Annotated in this window: 14 protein-coding genes; 13 read left to right on the top strand and 1 reads right to left on the bottom strand. The window is 44.8% G+C overall.

Annotation, left to right across the window (positions count from 1 at the left end; translation table 11 throughout):
• The first annotated feature begins 61 nt into the window (after positions 1 to 61).
• From recG to ACQRCC_RS00895, 5 genes are all read left to right on the top strand, one after another.
• On the top strand, positions 62 to 2,092 hold the full coding sequence (gene recG / locus ACQRCC_RS00915; RefSeq protein WP_427848930.1) for an ATP-dependent DNA helicase RecG: 2,031 nt from the start codon (positions 62 to 64) through the stop codon (positions 2,090 to 2,092).
• 92 nt (positions 2,093 to 2,184) lie between these two features.
• On the top strand, positions 2,185 to 2,391 hold the full coding sequence (locus ACQRCC_RS00910; RefSeq protein ID WP_427848929.1) for a small, acid-soluble spore protein, alpha/beta type: 207 nt from the start codon (positions 2,185 to 2,187) through the stop codon (positions 2,389 to 2,391).
• 155 nt (positions 2,392 to 2,546) lie between these two features.
• Positions 2,547 to 3,116, top strand: a complete 570-nt coding sequence (gene rsmD, locus ACQRCC_RS00905; RefSeq protein ID WP_427848928.1) for a 16S rRNA (guanine(966)-N(2))-methyltransferase RsmD — start codon at positions 2,547 to 2,549, stop codon at positions 3,114 to 3,116.
• Positions 3,113 to 3,601 (top strand): pantetheine-phosphate adenylyltransferase, encoded by a 489-nt coding sequence (gene coaD, locus ACQRCC_RS00900; RefSeq protein WP_427848927.1) that lies wholly within the window; start codon positions 3,113 to 3,115, stop codon positions 3,599 to 3,601. The genes rsmD and coaD overlap by 4 nt, the downstream gene beginning before the upstream one ends.
• A gap of 3 nt (positions 3,602 to 3,604) precedes the next feature.
• Complete coding sequence (locus ACQRCC_RS00895) at positions 3,605 to 4,222, top strand: ATPase (protein ID WP_427848926.1); 618 nt, start codon at positions 3,605 to 3,607, stop codon at positions 4,220 to 4,222.
• Here the strand turns inward: ACQRCC_RS00895 and ACQRCC_RS00890 are convergent.
• Positions 4,197 to 5,153 (bottom strand): nucleoside recognition domain-containing protein, encoded by a 957-nt coding sequence (locus ACQRCC_RS00890; RefSeq protein ID WP_427848925.1) that lies wholly within the window; start codon positions 5,151 to 5,153, stop codon positions 4,197 to 4,199. The two genes, ACQRCC_RS00895 and ACQRCC_RS00890, sit on opposite strands and share 26 nt — an antisense overlap.
• 170 nt (positions 5,154 to 5,323) lie before the next feature.
• Here ACQRCC_RS00890 and ACQRCC_RS00885 point away from each other — a divergent pair, with 170 nt between their 5' ends.
• The 8 genes from ACQRCC_RS00885 (at position 5,324) to ACQRCC_RS00850 (ending at position 13,798) form a co-directional block, all read left to right on the top strand.
• A complete protein-coding gene (locus ACQRCC_RS00885; RefSeq protein WP_427848924.1) occupies positions 5,324 to 6,772 on the top strand; it encodes an aminoacyl-histidine dipeptidase in 1,449 nt (482 codons plus the stop codon).
• A 58-nt stretch (positions 6,773 to 6,830) separates the two neighbouring features.
• A complete protein-coding gene (locus tag ACQRCC_RS00880) occupies positions 6,831 to 7,547 on the top strand; it encodes a M23 family metallopeptidase (protein WP_427848923.1) in 717 nt (238 codons plus the stop codon).
• Between the two features lie 71 nt (positions 7,548 to 7,618).
• Complete coding sequence (locus ACQRCC_RS00875) at positions 7,619 to 9,016, top strand: RsmF rRNA methyltransferase first C-terminal domain-containing protein (protein WP_427848922.1); 1,398 nt, start codon at positions 7,619 to 7,621, stop codon at positions 9,014 to 9,016.
• A complete protein-coding gene (locus ACQRCC_RS00870; protein WP_427848921.1) occupies positions 9,016 to 9,756 on the top strand; it encodes a pseudouridine synthase in 741 nt (246 codons plus the stop codon). Before ACQRCC_RS00875 ends, ACQRCC_RS00870 begins: the two co-directional genes overlap by 1 nt.
• Before the next feature lie 23 nt (positions 9,757 to 9,779).
• A complete protein-coding gene (locus ACQRCC_RS00865; RefSeq protein ID WP_427849088.1) occupies positions 9,780 to 10,451 on the top strand; it encodes an HAD family hydrolase in 672 nt (223 codons plus the stop codon).
• A complete protein-coding gene (locus ACQRCC_RS00860) occupies positions 10,448 to 12,388 on the top strand; it encodes a YgiQ family radical SAM protein (protein ID WP_427848920.1) in 1,941 nt (646 codons plus the stop codon). The genes ACQRCC_RS00865 and ACQRCC_RS00860 overlap by 4 nt, the downstream gene beginning before the upstream one ends.
• Before the next feature lie 20 nt (positions 12,389 to 12,408).
• On the top strand, positions 12,409 to 13,179 hold the full coding sequence (locus ACQRCC_RS00855; RefSeq protein WP_427848919.1) for an SDR family NAD(P)-dependent oxidoreductase: 771 nt from the start codon (positions 12,409 to 12,411) through the stop codon (positions 13,177 to 13,179).
• Positions 13,180 to 13,222: 43 nt separating this feature from the next.
• The gene (locus ACQRCC_RS00850; RefSeq protein WP_427848918.1) at positions 13,223 to 13,798 is read left to right on the top strand and encodes a hypothetical protein; all 576 of its coding nucleotides are present in this window, start codon (positions 13,223 to 13,225) and stop codon (positions 13,796 to 13,798) included.
• Positions 13,799 to 13,803 lie beyond the last annotated feature (5 nt).

The raw sequence follows: 13,803 nt of genomic DNA, 5'->3' as shown, positions 1-13,803 counted from the left end.
GAAATGGAGAAAATGACAGTTGACAGTAGGTGGTTGACTGTCATTTTTCAGGTATTAACCTATGAATGAAAAAACAGGAATCAATGCTATTAAAGGTATTGGAGAAAAAACGGAAAAACTTTTTGCAAAAATCGGTGTATATGCGGTAGGTGATCTGCTGCGGTATTATCCCAGAGGATATGATGTTTATGAGGAAGCCGTTCCCATAAGTGAGCTTGAGGAAGGGAAGATTCAGACGGTTACAGGTGTTATCTACGGAAAGGTGCAGGTATCGCCAAATCGGAAGATGCAGGTAACCTCTGTTCAGGTTAAAGATATCACCGGTTCGGTGAAAGCCATCTGGTTCCGCATGCCGTTTCTTCGAAATACCCTGTCCGGAGGCGATGTAATCACTCTGCGCGGCCAGGTGGTAAAGAGAAAGACCGGTCTTGTACTGGAACATCCGGAGATTTTTTATCCATCATCAAAATATGAAGAAAAGCTTCATACGCTTCAGCCGATATATCCCCTGACGGCAGGTTTGAGCAATAATACAGTGATGAAAGCAGTCCGACAGGCAATAGATGAATTGGATCTGAGCAAAGAGACACTTCCGGAAAGTATTCGTCTGCAATATCATCTGGCAGAGTATAATTATGCGCTTCGCGGAATTCATTTTCCAGAGGATAAAGAGGTGTTTTATCGCGCCAGAGAGAGACTGGTATTTGAAGAATTTCTGGAGTTCATTGTTTCTCTTCGTAAAATGAAAGATGGTAATGAGCGGAGCGAAAATGATTTTTCCATTCACCACTGCGCGGAAACGGATGAGTTAATCAGAAGACTTCCCTATCAGCTTACCGGAGCACAGAAAAAGGTATGGCTTGAAATAGAGCAGGATATGATGAGCAGTCATTCCATGTCCCGCCTGGTACAGGGAGACGTGGGTTCGGGTAAAACGATCGTGGCAGTTCTGGCGCTTACCATGGCCGGGATGAATGGGTATCAGGGAGCTATGATGGCTCCCACCGAAGTGCTGGCAAAGCAGCATTATGAATCTGTGACGGAGATTTTTGAGTCATATCAGATTCCATTAAGAACAGAGCTTCTGACCGGATCCATGACGGCAAAGGAAAAGCGGGAAGCCTATGGGCGAATCAAATCAGGAGAATCTCAAATCATTATCGGAACCCATGCACTGATACAGACAAAGGTGGAATACCGGAATCTGGCTCTTGTTATCACAGATGAACAGCATCGTTTTGGTGTCAGACAGAGAGAAGTTTTCACGGAAAAGGGATCTGTGCCTCATGTACTGGTAATGAGCGCCACTCCCATTCCAAGAACACTGGCAATCATCCTGTATGGAGATCTGGATATTTCAGTCATTGATGAGCTTCCATCCAACCGTCTTCCCATCAAAAACTGTGTGGTGGATACCGGATACAGGGATGCTGCTTACCGTTTTATCCAAAAACAGGTAAAAGAGGGGCGTCAGTGCTACGTGATCTGTCCTATGGTGGAAGAAAGCGAGCATCTGGAAGTGGAAAATGTTACAGATTATGCAGGTATGCTTCAGGAAGCACTGGGAGATGAAATCCGGGTTGATTTTCTTCACGGAAAAATGAAGCAGTCACAAAAGGATGAGATTATGGAACGGTTTGGCAGATGTGAGATACAGGTTCTGGTATCTACAACCGTAATTGAGGTAGGAATCAATGTGCCGAATGCAACCGTTATGATGGTAGAAAATGCAGAACGCTTTGGTCTGGCACAGCTCCATCAGCTTCGGGGACGTGTGGGAAGAGGAAGCCATCAGTCGTATTGTATTTTTATGAGTGGATCAAAATCAAAAGAAACGAAAAAAAGGTTGGAAATTTTGAATAAAACCAACGACGGTTTCAGGATTGCAAGCGAGGATCTGAAGCTTCGCGGTCCCGGTGATCTCTTTGGAATCCGTCAAAGCGGATTAATGAATTTTAAACTTGCAGATATATATCAGGATGCAAGCCTTTTGCAGAAAGCAAATGAAGCTGCAGATATTCTGATGAAAACAGAAAATGAATGGATACAGAAACTGGAAAAGGAAGCAAGAACTTCTAGTGTAATATTATAAATCCTCCATATACTATCGGTGTAACAAAATAAAGTTACAAAATAAAACGTTAGAACAAGATAAAACAAATGTTAGAAAAGGAGGAGTACAAAATGGCAAGTCGTTCATCTAACAGAGCAGCAGTACCTGAAGCAAAAGGTGCATTAGACAAATTCAAATATGAGGTAGCAAACGAGCTGGGAGTACCGCTTTCTGACGGTTACAACGGTGACCTTACTTCCAGACAGAATGGTTCTGTAGGCGGATATATGGTTAAGAAGATGATTGAACAGCAGGAAAAGCAGATGGCAGGTAAATAACCATCTGTTAAAAGAACTGTTCAAAGAGTGAAGAAAAACACCTGACGGGTTGAAAAATGTGCCCGCCAGGTGTTTTTTCTGCCTGATGAATTGACTTTTCAGAAACTTCTCTATATAATAGACGGGTAAAGTATTATGTATACAAGGAGAAGACTATGCGTGTTATAGCAGGAAGTGCAAAACGTTTGCAGCTTAAGACGATTGATGGACTGGATACAAGGCCGACTACCGACCGAATCAAAGAAACTCTTTTTAACATGATTGCGCCCTGGATTCCGGACTGTGTATTTCTGGATCTTTTTTCCGGAAGCGGAGGAATTGGCATAGAAGCACTAAGCCGCGGAGCTGCGGAAGCTGTTTTTGTGGAAAAGAATACAAAGGCAATGGCCTGTATTAAAGAGAATCTTCATCACACGAGACTTGAGGAGCGTGCTGTTACCATGGCATCTGATGCGCTGTCTGCACTGCACAGACTGAATGGTCAGAAAACCTTTGATTATATTTTTATGGATCCTCCATACAACCAGTTTTTAGAAAGGCAGGTACTGGAATATTTATCAGGATCACAGTTGCTTGCAGCGGATGGAGTGATTATCGTGGAAGCATCTCTGGATACGGAATTTGATTATCTGCCGGAACTTGGATTTACTATGATTAAAGAGAAGATATACAAAACCAACAAACATATTTTTATTGAATGTGCGGAGGAAGAACAGAACGTATGAGAGCAATATATCCCGGAAGCTTTGACCCGGTAACATTCGGGCATCTGGACATTATTCGGCGCGCAGCTTCACTGGTAGACGAATTAATTGTCGGAGTATTAAATAATAATGCAAAAAGCCCGTTGTTTTCCGTTGAAGAACGTGTTAAAATGTTAGTTGAAGTAACAAAAGATATAAATAATGTGAAGATCGTCCCATTTGAGGGATTGCTGGTAGATTTTGCGAACAGAATGGAAGCAGATATGGTAGTGCGGGGACTTCGGGCGATTACCGATTTCGAGTATGAGCTTCAGATGGCACAGACCAATCATAAGCTTTCGCCTTCTGTTGAGACCATATTCCTGACGACAAGCCTGGAGTATTCCTATCTCAGTTCTACCATTGTAAAAGAAGTGGCGGTTTTCGGAGGGGACATCTCTCAGTTTGTACCTGAGATTGTGATAGACAGAATACAAGAGAAGATGGATAAAAAAAGGAGAGTGTAAATTATGAGCAGCCGTATTGAGCAGATTATTGAAGAGATTGAAGAGTATATTGACAGTTGTAAATTTCAGCCGTTATCTACAACTAAGATCATTGTAAATAAAGACCAGATGGATGAACTTCTCCGTGAGCTTCGTATGAAGACACCGGATGAGATTAAGCGTTATCAGAAGATTATCGCAAATAAGGATGCGATTCTTGCGGATGCACAGGCAAAGGCTGACAGCCTTGTTCAGGAAGCTCAGATTCAGACAACCGAGCTGGTAAGCGAACACGAGATCATGCAGCAGGCTTATGCCCAGGCAAACGCAATCGTTACCGCAGCTACCGAGCAGGCACAGCAGATTCTTGATAATGCAACACGGGATGCGAATGATATCCGTATCGGTGCAATGCAGTATACAGACGATCTTCTGGCAAATGCAGAGAACATTATCGGACATACTTTGGATAACTATACTACCAAGTATGATGGTCTGGTAAACTCCCTTCAGGAATGTTACGATATGGTTCGCAATAACCGTTCCGAGCTTGAGATTCCTGAGCAGTCTTCCAGTGGACTGGAAGCTGAGTATGGCAATGCTGACGATGCCGATTTTACAGTGGAAGAGCCACAAGCTTAAGATAGGCGAATGAAATAAGGCTGGTTACCAGTGCGGTAATCAGCTTTTCTATTGTGTACGAACGTACAGACAGACCTGTTTCCTGTATCATTGAACCGGTCTGGGCCACAGCACACCATCCTCCGAAGGAAACGAGTGCCATTACCGAGACGAATTGCTGAACAGAGGACAGACTGTCGTCGCATAATAATTCTACTCCGCCGGTAATTTCAAGGGAGGAGAGAAGCAGGGTATGGAAATATGTGAGTGCAGGAAACCATTCCCTAATAAGTGCAGGTACAATGGAAAACAACATCATGTATCCGCCTACTTTTGTGATTGCTTCAAAGCTGTCCATCATACAGCCATCCAGAATATGAAAAAAAGGTTCCTTTTCTGATTTGGCAGGAGAAGGTTTTTTCACAAATTCGGCCTGAAAGTCACATCGTCGTTTATAATATCGTCGAAAGACTGTGCTACAAAATACAGGTGAAAAAATCAGTATCATCAAAACAGGTATTGTAAGCTCCTCTCTGTGGAGCTGCTGCCATACAACATAGCTAATGATAAACATGGGGCTGGTATTATTGCAGAAGGACAGAAGATAATTTCCTTCTGACAGACTGATTTTATGATTCCGGATCAATTCAGCTGTAACTTTTGCCCCCATAGGGTATCCGCACAGGAATCCGGCGATTACTGCAAAGGCACCATTTCCGGAAACTCCAAGGAGTCTGGAAAAAACAGGTCCTGCCGTGCGCTCTATTATAGCAAGAGCATTTGTACGTACCATGAGACTGCAGAGGATCATAAAAGGAAGCAAAGTGGGAAGGACACTTCGAAACCAGAGCAAAAGTCCTCTGCTGGCACCGGCGAAGACCGGAGTTGGAAATAAAAGCATAAGGATAAAGAAAAGAATCAGGATAAAAGGAAGGCAGGTGTGCTTCATCATGAGCCTCCTGACAGGTTTGGTTACATATAATGTATGGGACGAAATCCTGATTTATAACCGGGTTCTGAGACAATCTGCGTTCTAGCACTTACCATGTGTTGTAAATGAGCCCCCTGTGAAGTATAATGATAATGACGAAATTATATCGGAAATAAAGGAGAATTGTTAAAATGAGAGCATTAGAAGGATTAAAACCAGAAAAGGTTTTTTATTTTTTTGAGGAAATTTGTCAAATTCCTCATGGAACCTATAACACTAAGCAAATCAGTGATTACTGTAAACATTTTGCTGAAGAGAGAGGACTTCGCGTGTTACAGGATTCTGCCAACAATATTATCATATGGAAACCGGGCAGTGCGGGATATGAGAACTGTGAGCCTGTAATCCTGCAGGGACACATCGACATGGTGTGTGAGAAAACGATTGATTCAACACACGATTTTGCCACAGATCCTCTGGAACTGTATGTGGAAGATGGATTTGTAAAAGCACGGAATACGACGCTTGGTGGAGATGATGGAATTGGTGTTGCCATGGCACTGGCGATTCTGGACAGTGACAGTATCTGCCATCCGCCGCTTGAAGTGGTGCTGACTTCCGAAGAGGAATCCGGTATGGACGGCGCACTGGCTCTTGACATGTCCCCGCTAAAAGGAAAGAGGCTGATTAACATTGATTCTGAGGAGGAAGGATTTTTGACGGTTGGGTGTGCCGGCGGATGTCGTTTTGACACCACACTTTCCGTTGACCGGGAGGAACAAAAGGGTCTTGTCCTGGAGATTGGTATCAGCGGTCTTCTGGGCGGTCATTCCGGCATAGAGATCTATCGCCAGAGAGGAAACGGCCATAAAATGATGGGAAGACTTTTGTATGAGATTTCCGAATCAGTGAATCTTCGGCTGATTTCCGTGGGAGGCGGTTCCAAGGACAATGTCATTTCCAGGGAATGCACTGCACATATTATGATTTCTGAAAATATGGAACAAAAATGCATGGAAATCGGAGAGCAGATGCTTCAGGTGTGGAAGAATGAATTCGGTTCAGATGAACCGGAGCTTTCTCTGGAGATTAAAAATGAGGGAGTATCTGCGGAATCTGTATTTACAGAAACGAGTACGAAACAGGTTATTACCTATCTTTTCGGCATGCCTGACGGAATAATGTGTTATAGCCGAAATCTTCCGGGACAGGTGGAAACCTCTCTGAATGCCGGATCTGTAACAACGAACGAAAACACTGTAATCATTGCGCATCTGATACGCAGTGAAATTGACACCAAGAAATGGGCTGTGGTCAAACAACTCTCCGCGCTTGCAGAACTGGCAGGCGGAACAGGTAAACCAAGAAGCTCTTATCCGGCATGGTCATACAGAAAAGATTCAAATCTCCGTTCTGTAATGGTATCTGTATACCGGGAGTTCTATGGAAAGGAGCCTGAGATTCTGACGATTCATGGAGGGCTGGAGTGCGGATTGTTCCTGGGCAAAAAGCCGGAACTTGACTGCGTATCCTTTGGTCCGGATGTAATAGATGTTCACTCTGTAACAGAACGGCTTGATATCGCTTCCGTGGAGAGAAGCTATGAGTATCTCCTGAAAGTACTGGAAGCCTGCCGTTAAGTCTAATGTCATAATGTAATAAAAGTCTGCATATAGTAATACAAAAAGGAGTTTTTTCATGTCAAAGAATCAGAGATATAGAAAAATGCTCCTTCTTGTATTGCTGTGTGCCCTGTTCTCAGTTCTGGGTGCCAATCAGATGTATCAGACCGGTTATCAGAATCGAATGGAACGGGAAGGAATGAAAAGCTCCGATTACCGGAGGCTTTTTTTTGCGGAAAAAATGCGAACTGAAGCAGAATCACTTTCCGGTCCCTGCCAGGATTTTCTAAAAAGAGCTGAAGAAGATGCAAGATACTTCCCAATTCCGGAATCCTCCACAAATGAGTCTCTTACTGTATCTTTTGTGGATTCCTGGATGGGAGAACGCAATTATAAGGGCAGCGGAGTACATGAGGGAACCGATATTATGGCTTCAAAAAATGTAAGAGGACTCTATCCGGTAGTCAGCATTTCCGAGGGCGTGGTGACCAATCTGGGGTGGCTGGAAAAAGGAGGATGGAGAGTCGGAATCACTTCACCGGGAGGTGTCTATTTCTATTATGCGCATCTGGAATCCTATGCGGATATCCAGGAGGGAGATACGGTAATGGCAGGGCAGCTTCTGGGATTTATGGGAGATTCCGGATACGGAGAAGAAGGAACAGTGGGAAAATTCGATGTTCACCTTCATCTGGGCATCTACTCCTGGAATTCCGGGGAAGAGATCAGTGTGAATCCATATTATCTTCTTCAGTACCTGGAGGACAAAAAGTTGAAATATGATTATTCATAGGTTATACTATAAGTTATTGGAGTGCGCCTTTCGACGGGCGGCACCTTGAAAATACAGACGGAGGAAATCATATGAATCTGCCCTCAGCTTTTGAAGATAAAATGAAGCAGCTTTTAAAAGAAGAATACAAGGATTATATTGCCTGCTACGACGAGCCCAGATATTACGGGCTGCGTGTAAATACAAAGAAAATCAGTGTGGAGAAATTCCGGGAAATATGTCCTTTTGAAATATGGCCTATTCCATGGATTGAGAATGGATTTTATTATGACGGGGAATCTGTATCCCCGGCCAAGCATCCCTATTATTTTGCAGGACTTTATTATCTGCAGGAACCAAGTGCCATGACACCGGCAAGCCGATTGCCAGTGGAACCGGGAGACCGTGTGCTGGATGTATGTGCCGCGCCAGGCGGAAAGGCTACTGAGTTGGGCGCAAAGCTTGGCAACACGGGTATGCTGGTAGCCAATGATATCAGCAATTCACGTGCAAAGGGACTGCTTAAGAATCTGGAAGTTTTTGGAATCGGAAATATGCTGGTACTCAGTGAAGAGCCGGGAAAGCTGACCGAATATTTTCCGGAATATTTTGATAAGATCCTCATCGATGCACCCTGCTCCGGTGAAGGAATGTTCCGAAAAGATAAAAAAATGGTGCGTGCGTGGGAAGAACACGGTCCGGAATTCTTCAGCAAGCTGCAGAGAAGCATCGTAATGCAGGCTGCGGATATGCTCCGGCCGGGAGGAATGCTCCTGTATTCAACCTGTACTTTTGATGCCCTTGAGAACGAGGGGACCATCGAATATCTTCTGGAGCAGCATCCGGAATTCCATATCTGTGAGATGGACGGCTATGAAGGATTCTGCTGCGGAAAACCGGAGACTACAAAGAGCGGCGACAATGCATTTCTTAAGACAGTCCGTATTTTTCCTCATAAGATGCACGGAGAAGGGCACTATCTTGCCCTCCTGCAAAAGGGTGAGCCTTCCGCTGCACTAAAGGGAAGTATGAAGAAGAAATCCGGGAAAAAGCTTCCTGAGGAGCTGACAGCATTTTTAAATGAGATTGACCCTTCTGTCGCAGGAGGAGCGTGGATGCCGGAACGTTTTGACATACATGGGGAGAGGGTTTACTACATGCCGGAGGGACTGCCGGATGTAAAGGGAATCCGTTTCCTTCGTACCGGACTGCTGGTTGGAGAGATTAAGAAGAACCGTTTTGAGCCGAGTCAGGCTCTCGCCATGTGTCTGGATAAAGAAAGCTACCCTCACTGTATTGATCTGCCGGTATCTGATGACAGAATTGTGAGATACTTAAAGGGAGAAACGATTCAGGTAGATGATGTGACAAACAGAAAAGAAAAGGGCTGGTATTTGTTCTGTGTAGACGGTTATCCTCTGGGATGGGGCAAGCTTTCGGGAGGAACCCTGAAAAACAAATATCTGCCGGGATGGAGATGGCAGTCGTAATGATACGTTTAGATAAATATCTTGCAGATATGGGAATCGGAACCAGACAGGAAGTGAAGCGATACATTCGAAAAGGGGAAGTTTCTCTGGATGGCGGTGTCGTAAAATCACCGGAGCATAAGGTGGATCCCGAAAAACAGGAAGTCTGTTTCCGGGGGAAATCCGTATCCTATGCACAGTTTGAATATTATATGTTGAACAAGCCTGCTGGTGTAATATCTGCTACAGAGGATAGGAACGATAAGACGGTAATCCAGTGTATTGAAAGTAGAAAGCGCAAGGATCTTTTTCCGGTGGGAAGACTGGATAAGGATACGGAAGGTCTGCTCCTGATCACCAATGACGGAGCACTGGCTCACCAGCTCCTGTCACCAAAAAAGCATGTGGACAAGGTCTATTATGCGAAGGTGGAGGGCAGAGTAACGGAGGAGACCGGGCAGCATTTTTCCCGTGGAGTGAACATCGGGACTGCAGAAGTTCCGGAGATGACTCTTCCTGCCAGACTTGAAATCCTGAAAAGTGATGATATTTCCGAAATACGCCTTACCATACAGGAAGGGAAATACCACCAGGTGAAGCGTATGTTTGCCTCTCAGGGAATGAAGATAATCTATCTGAAACGGGAATCCATGGGTCCTCTTGTGCTGGATGAGAATTTGCGCCCGGGGGACTACCGCGCCTTAAATAATCAGGAGATAGAATGGCTCTGTAACAGTCATTCTCCGGAATTGGGAGAATAGAAGAAATGTATATACAATCAGAAATACTGAAGAATATAGAAGCAATTATTTTTGATCTGGATGGATCCCTGGTAGATTCCATGTGGATCTGGCCGGAAGTGGATGAGGAATATTTTGTAAAATACGGGCTGACCAAGCCGGAAGGTTTTTATGAGGAGATGGAGGGAAAAAGCTACACGGAAGTGGCACAGCTCTATCTGGATACCTTCCCTCAGCTTCCCTGTACGATTGATGAGATCAAGCAGGAATGGAACGATATGACCTATGAAAAATACTGTACTGAGGTGCCTCTTAAACCTGGGGCACGTGAGATGATAGAAACACTGTATGCACAGGGCGTGCGGTTCGGAATTGCAAGCAGTAATTCCATAGACCTTGTAAAAGCGGTGATCCGTGCACTGGGAGTGGAGCAGTATTTTGACTCCATCCATACCTCCTGCGAGGTTCGGACCGGAAAACCGGCACCGGATGTATATCTGCTGGCAGCAAGAGATTTACAGATTGTCCCGGAGCATTGTCTGGTATTTGAGGATGTGCCCATGGGGATTCTGGCAGGGAAAAATGCAGGCATGAGAGTCTGTGCGGTGGATGACAGATTTTCAAAGAATCTGGAGGAGAAGAAACGCTCTCTGGCAGATTATTACATAAAAGATTATTATGATATTATAAACCATACCTATGAGGTGTTAGTATGAATCAGGGATTTTTACCAATTTGCAGACAGGATATGGAAGAGCGGGGCTGGGAACAGGTAGATTTTGTCTATGTGTCAGGGGATGCTTATGTGGATCATCCTTCTTTTGGACATGCCATTATCACCCGGCTTCTGGAAGCACACGGTTATCGCGTGGGAATTATTGCCCAGCCGGACTTTCGGAACTGTGAAAGCATTATGGAATACGGAGAGCCAAGGCTGGGATTTCTGGTCTCAGCCGGCAATATGGATTCCATGGTCAATCATTATTCTGTATCGAAAAAACGAAGAAAAACCGACGCGTTTACCCCGGGAGGGGTCATGGGCAAACGTCCGGACTATGCAACCATCGTATACTGTAATCTGATTCGTCAGGTATATAAACACACCCCGATCATTATCGGCGGAATTGAGGCCAGTTTAAGGCGTCTTGCCCATTATGATTACTGGTCTGACAAATTAAAACGCTCCATTCTTCTGGATTCCGGCGCGGATCTCATTTCCTATGGAATGGGAGAACGTTCGATTATTGAGATTGCCGAGGCACTGGACAGCGGCATTGCGGTAAAGGATATTACGTATATTGACGGGACTGTATGCAAGGTCCGTGATCTGGAAAATGTTTACGACGCTGTTGTCCTTCCTTCTTATGATGAAATGAAGGAGGATAAGCTTGCCTATGCAAGGAGCTTTTATACCCAGTACTGCAATACGGATCCATTTTCCGGAAAGCGACTGGTGGAGCCATACGCCCGGCATATGTATGTGGTCCAGAATCCTCCGTCCAAACCGTTAAGTCAGCAGGAGATGGACCGGGTGTACAGCTTTCCTTATATGCGAACCTACCACCCGAGCTATGAAAAGGATGGCGGGGTTCCGGCCATCCAGGAGGTAAAATTCAGCCTCATCAGTAACCGCGGCTGTTTCGGTGGCTGCAGCTTCTGTGCACTTACTTTCCACCAGGGAAGGATTTTGCAGACCAGGAGCCACGAATCCCTTCTGGCGGAAGCCCGCCAGTTTATCTGGGAACCGGATTTTAAGGGTTATATCCATGATGTGGGAGGTCCGACCGCCAATTTCCGTCAGCCGTCCTGCAAAAAGCAGATGACCCACGGTGTCTGTAAGAACAGACAGTGTCTCTTCCCGAAGCCGTGTAAGAATCTGGAAGCCGACCATAAAGATTACATAAAATTATTACGTGAACTGAGGCAACTGCCGAATGTAAAAAAAGTATTCATCCGCTCGGGAATCCGATTTGACTATCTGATGGCTGATAAGGATGACACTTTCTTCTATGAGCTGTGTAAGCATCACGTGAGCGGTCAGCTGAAAGTTGCACCGGAACATATCAGTGATGCAGTGCTCGATAAAATGGGAAAACCACGCAACGAAGTATATCAGGCTTTTGTAAAGAAATATAAGAAAATCAATGAGAAACTGGGAAAGGAGCAGTATCTTGTTCCTTACCTTATGTCCTCTCATCCGGGTTCTACCATGAAAGAGGCGATTGCTCTTGCAGAGTATCTGCGTGATCTGGGTTATATGCCGGAGCAGGTGCAGGATTTCTATCCTACACCATCGACCATTTCCACCTGCATGTATTATACCGGTGTGGATCCCAGAGATATGAAACCGGTGTATGTACCGAAGAATCCACATGAAAAGGCAATGCAAAGAGCGCTGATTCAGTACCGCAATCCAAAGAATTACGATCTGGTTCTGGAGGCACTGAAACAGGAAGGTCGAATGGATTTGGTAGGATTTGACAAAAAATGTCTCATCCGCCCAAGACAGATGGCAGGAGAGAAGGGTGCCTTCGGTAAAAATAAGAAAAACGGCGCTCATACAGATGGCAAAAATAATGGTTCCTCAGTACGGACAGTCAGAACGAAAAAGAAGGCAATCCGTAACGTACATAAGAAAAAAGTGAAAGCGTAAATGGACAGGAGTTGAGAATCTTGAGAATTGCAATCGTAACCGGAGCATCTTCCGGAATCGGAAAGGAATTTGCCCGTCAGATTGTCCGGTGTTACCGGGAACTTGATGAGCTGTGGCTGATTGCCAGAAGTACAGAAAAACTTCAGAATCTAAAAACAGAACTGGAGGCTGGAAAAAATATAAATATCCGTATCTATGACTGTGACCTTCAGCGGGAATATCTTTATTACCGTCTGCAAAAGGATATGGCAAAGAGCGAACCGGATATCCGCATGCTGGTCAATGCGGCAGGCTTTGGCGGCATCGGAAGAGCAGATGAAATGGATGTAGATTTCCAGTGCAATATGGTGGATGTGAACTGTCAGGCCTTAACAAGAATGACTCTGCTCTGTCTTCCCTATATGTCAAAAGGAAGCCGGCTCGTGAATGTAGCATCTGCGGCAGCCTTCGCACCTCAGCCGGGATTTGTGGTCTATGCCGCAACCAAATCCTATGTATATTCTTTTTCCAGGGCACTGGGAGAAGAACTGAGAGAAAAGGGAATCATTGTAACGGCAGTCTGTCCGGGACCTGTGGATACACCGTTTTTCGAAATTGCAGGTACCACAAAAAACCCGGCGAAAAAAGCATCTCTGGCAAAACCGGAGGCAGTAGTCAGACAGGCTCTTTGTGACAGCCGCAATCAAAAGCCTGTATCCGTCTACGGATGGCAGATGAAGGGAGCAGGAGCTCTTGCCAGAATCCTTCCGAAACGATGGATTATGAGAATTATGCGGAGTCTGAACGAATAAAAAAAGTTGGGGAATTCCAATGATAAATAAAGGGGTACGAAACATGAAAATTGAAAAAGGACAGCCGGGCTATCTGAAAGCCCAGCGCAATAAAATACTGATACAGACACTGGTTGAATTTGGACTGGTACTTCTGATTCTGGTCATCGGAATTTTACACTACCATACCAGGTTGAATGTATTTACCGTTGTTGCTGTAGTCGGATGTCTTCCGGCATCCAAAGCACTGGTAGAGCTCATCGCAATTCTTCCATATAAATCAGTAGAACCACAAAAAGCGAACGAAATCGAAGAAAAATCATCTCTTCTTACGACAGCCTATGATATGGTCATGACCAGCAGAGAAAAAATCATGCCTGTTGATGCAGTTGTTATTTCCGGTCATACTGTGTTTGGTTATGCACCAAATAAAAAGACCAATCCGGAAGATGCAGCAGCATATATCCGAAAGACATTATCAAAAAATCATTTTGACAAAATGACGATTAAGATTTTTCCGGACTATGTGGCATTTCTTTCCCGTGTTGAAGGGATGCAGAGCATTATGGAGATCGAACAGAGTGACACGAAGAAAAAGGAGCAGGCAATCCGCCGTATCCTATTGAGCATCTCAATGTAGAGGAA

The organism is Sporofaciens sp. SGI.106 (assembly GCF_050314255.1).
In the GTDB taxonomy this organism is placed as follows: domain Bacteria; phylum Bacillota; class Clostridia; order Lachnospirales; family Lachnospiraceae; genus Claveliimonas.
This window is presented reverse-complemented; position numbering and strand designations above follow the sequence as displayed.

Coding starts and splice junctions, on each gene's coding strand:
- recG (WP_427848930.1), top strand. CDS start 62: ATGAATGAAAAAACAGGAATCAATGCTATTAAAGGTATTGGAGAAAAA.
- ACQRCC_RS00910 (WP_427848929.1), top strand. CDS start 2,185: ATGGCAAGTCGTTCATCTAACAGAGCAGCAGTACCTGAAGCAAAAGGT.
- rsmD (WP_427848928.1), top strand. CDS start 2,547: ATGCGTGTTATAGCAGGAAGTGCAAAACGTTTGCAGCTTAAGACGATT.
- coaD (WP_427848927.1), top strand. CDS start 3,113: ATGAGAGCAATATATCCCGGAAGCTTTGACCCGGTAACATTCGGGCAT.
- ACQRCC_RS00895 (WP_427848926.1), top strand. CDS start 3,605: ATGAGCAGCCGTATTGAGCAGATTATTGAAGAGATTGAAGAGTATATT.
- ACQRCC_RS00890 (WP_427848925.1), bottom strand. CDS start 5,153: ATGATGAAGCACACCTGCCTTCCTTTTATCCTGATTCTTTTCTTTATC.
- ACQRCC_RS00885 (WP_427848924.1), top strand. CDS start 5,324: ATGAGAGCATTAGAAGGATTAAAACCAGAAAAGGTTTTTTATTTTTTT.
- ACQRCC_RS00880 (WP_427848923.1), top strand. CDS start 6,831: ATGTCAAAGAATCAGAGATATAGAAAAATGCTCCTTCTTGTATTGCTG.
- ACQRCC_RS00875 (WP_427848922.1), top strand. CDS start 7,619: ATGAATCTGCCCTCAGCTTTTGAAGATAAAATGAAGCAGCTTTTAAAA.
- ACQRCC_RS00870 (WP_427848921.1), top strand. CDS start 9,016: ATGATACGTTTAGATAAATATCTTGCAGATATGGGAATCGGAACCAGA.
- ACQRCC_RS00860 (WP_427848920.1), top strand. CDS start 10,448: ATGAATCAGGGATTTTTACCAATTTGCAGACAGGATATGGAAGAGCGG.
- ACQRCC_RS00850 (WP_427848918.1), top strand. CDS start 13,223: ATGAAAATTGAAAAAGGACAGCCGGGCTATCTGAAAGCCCAGCGCAAT.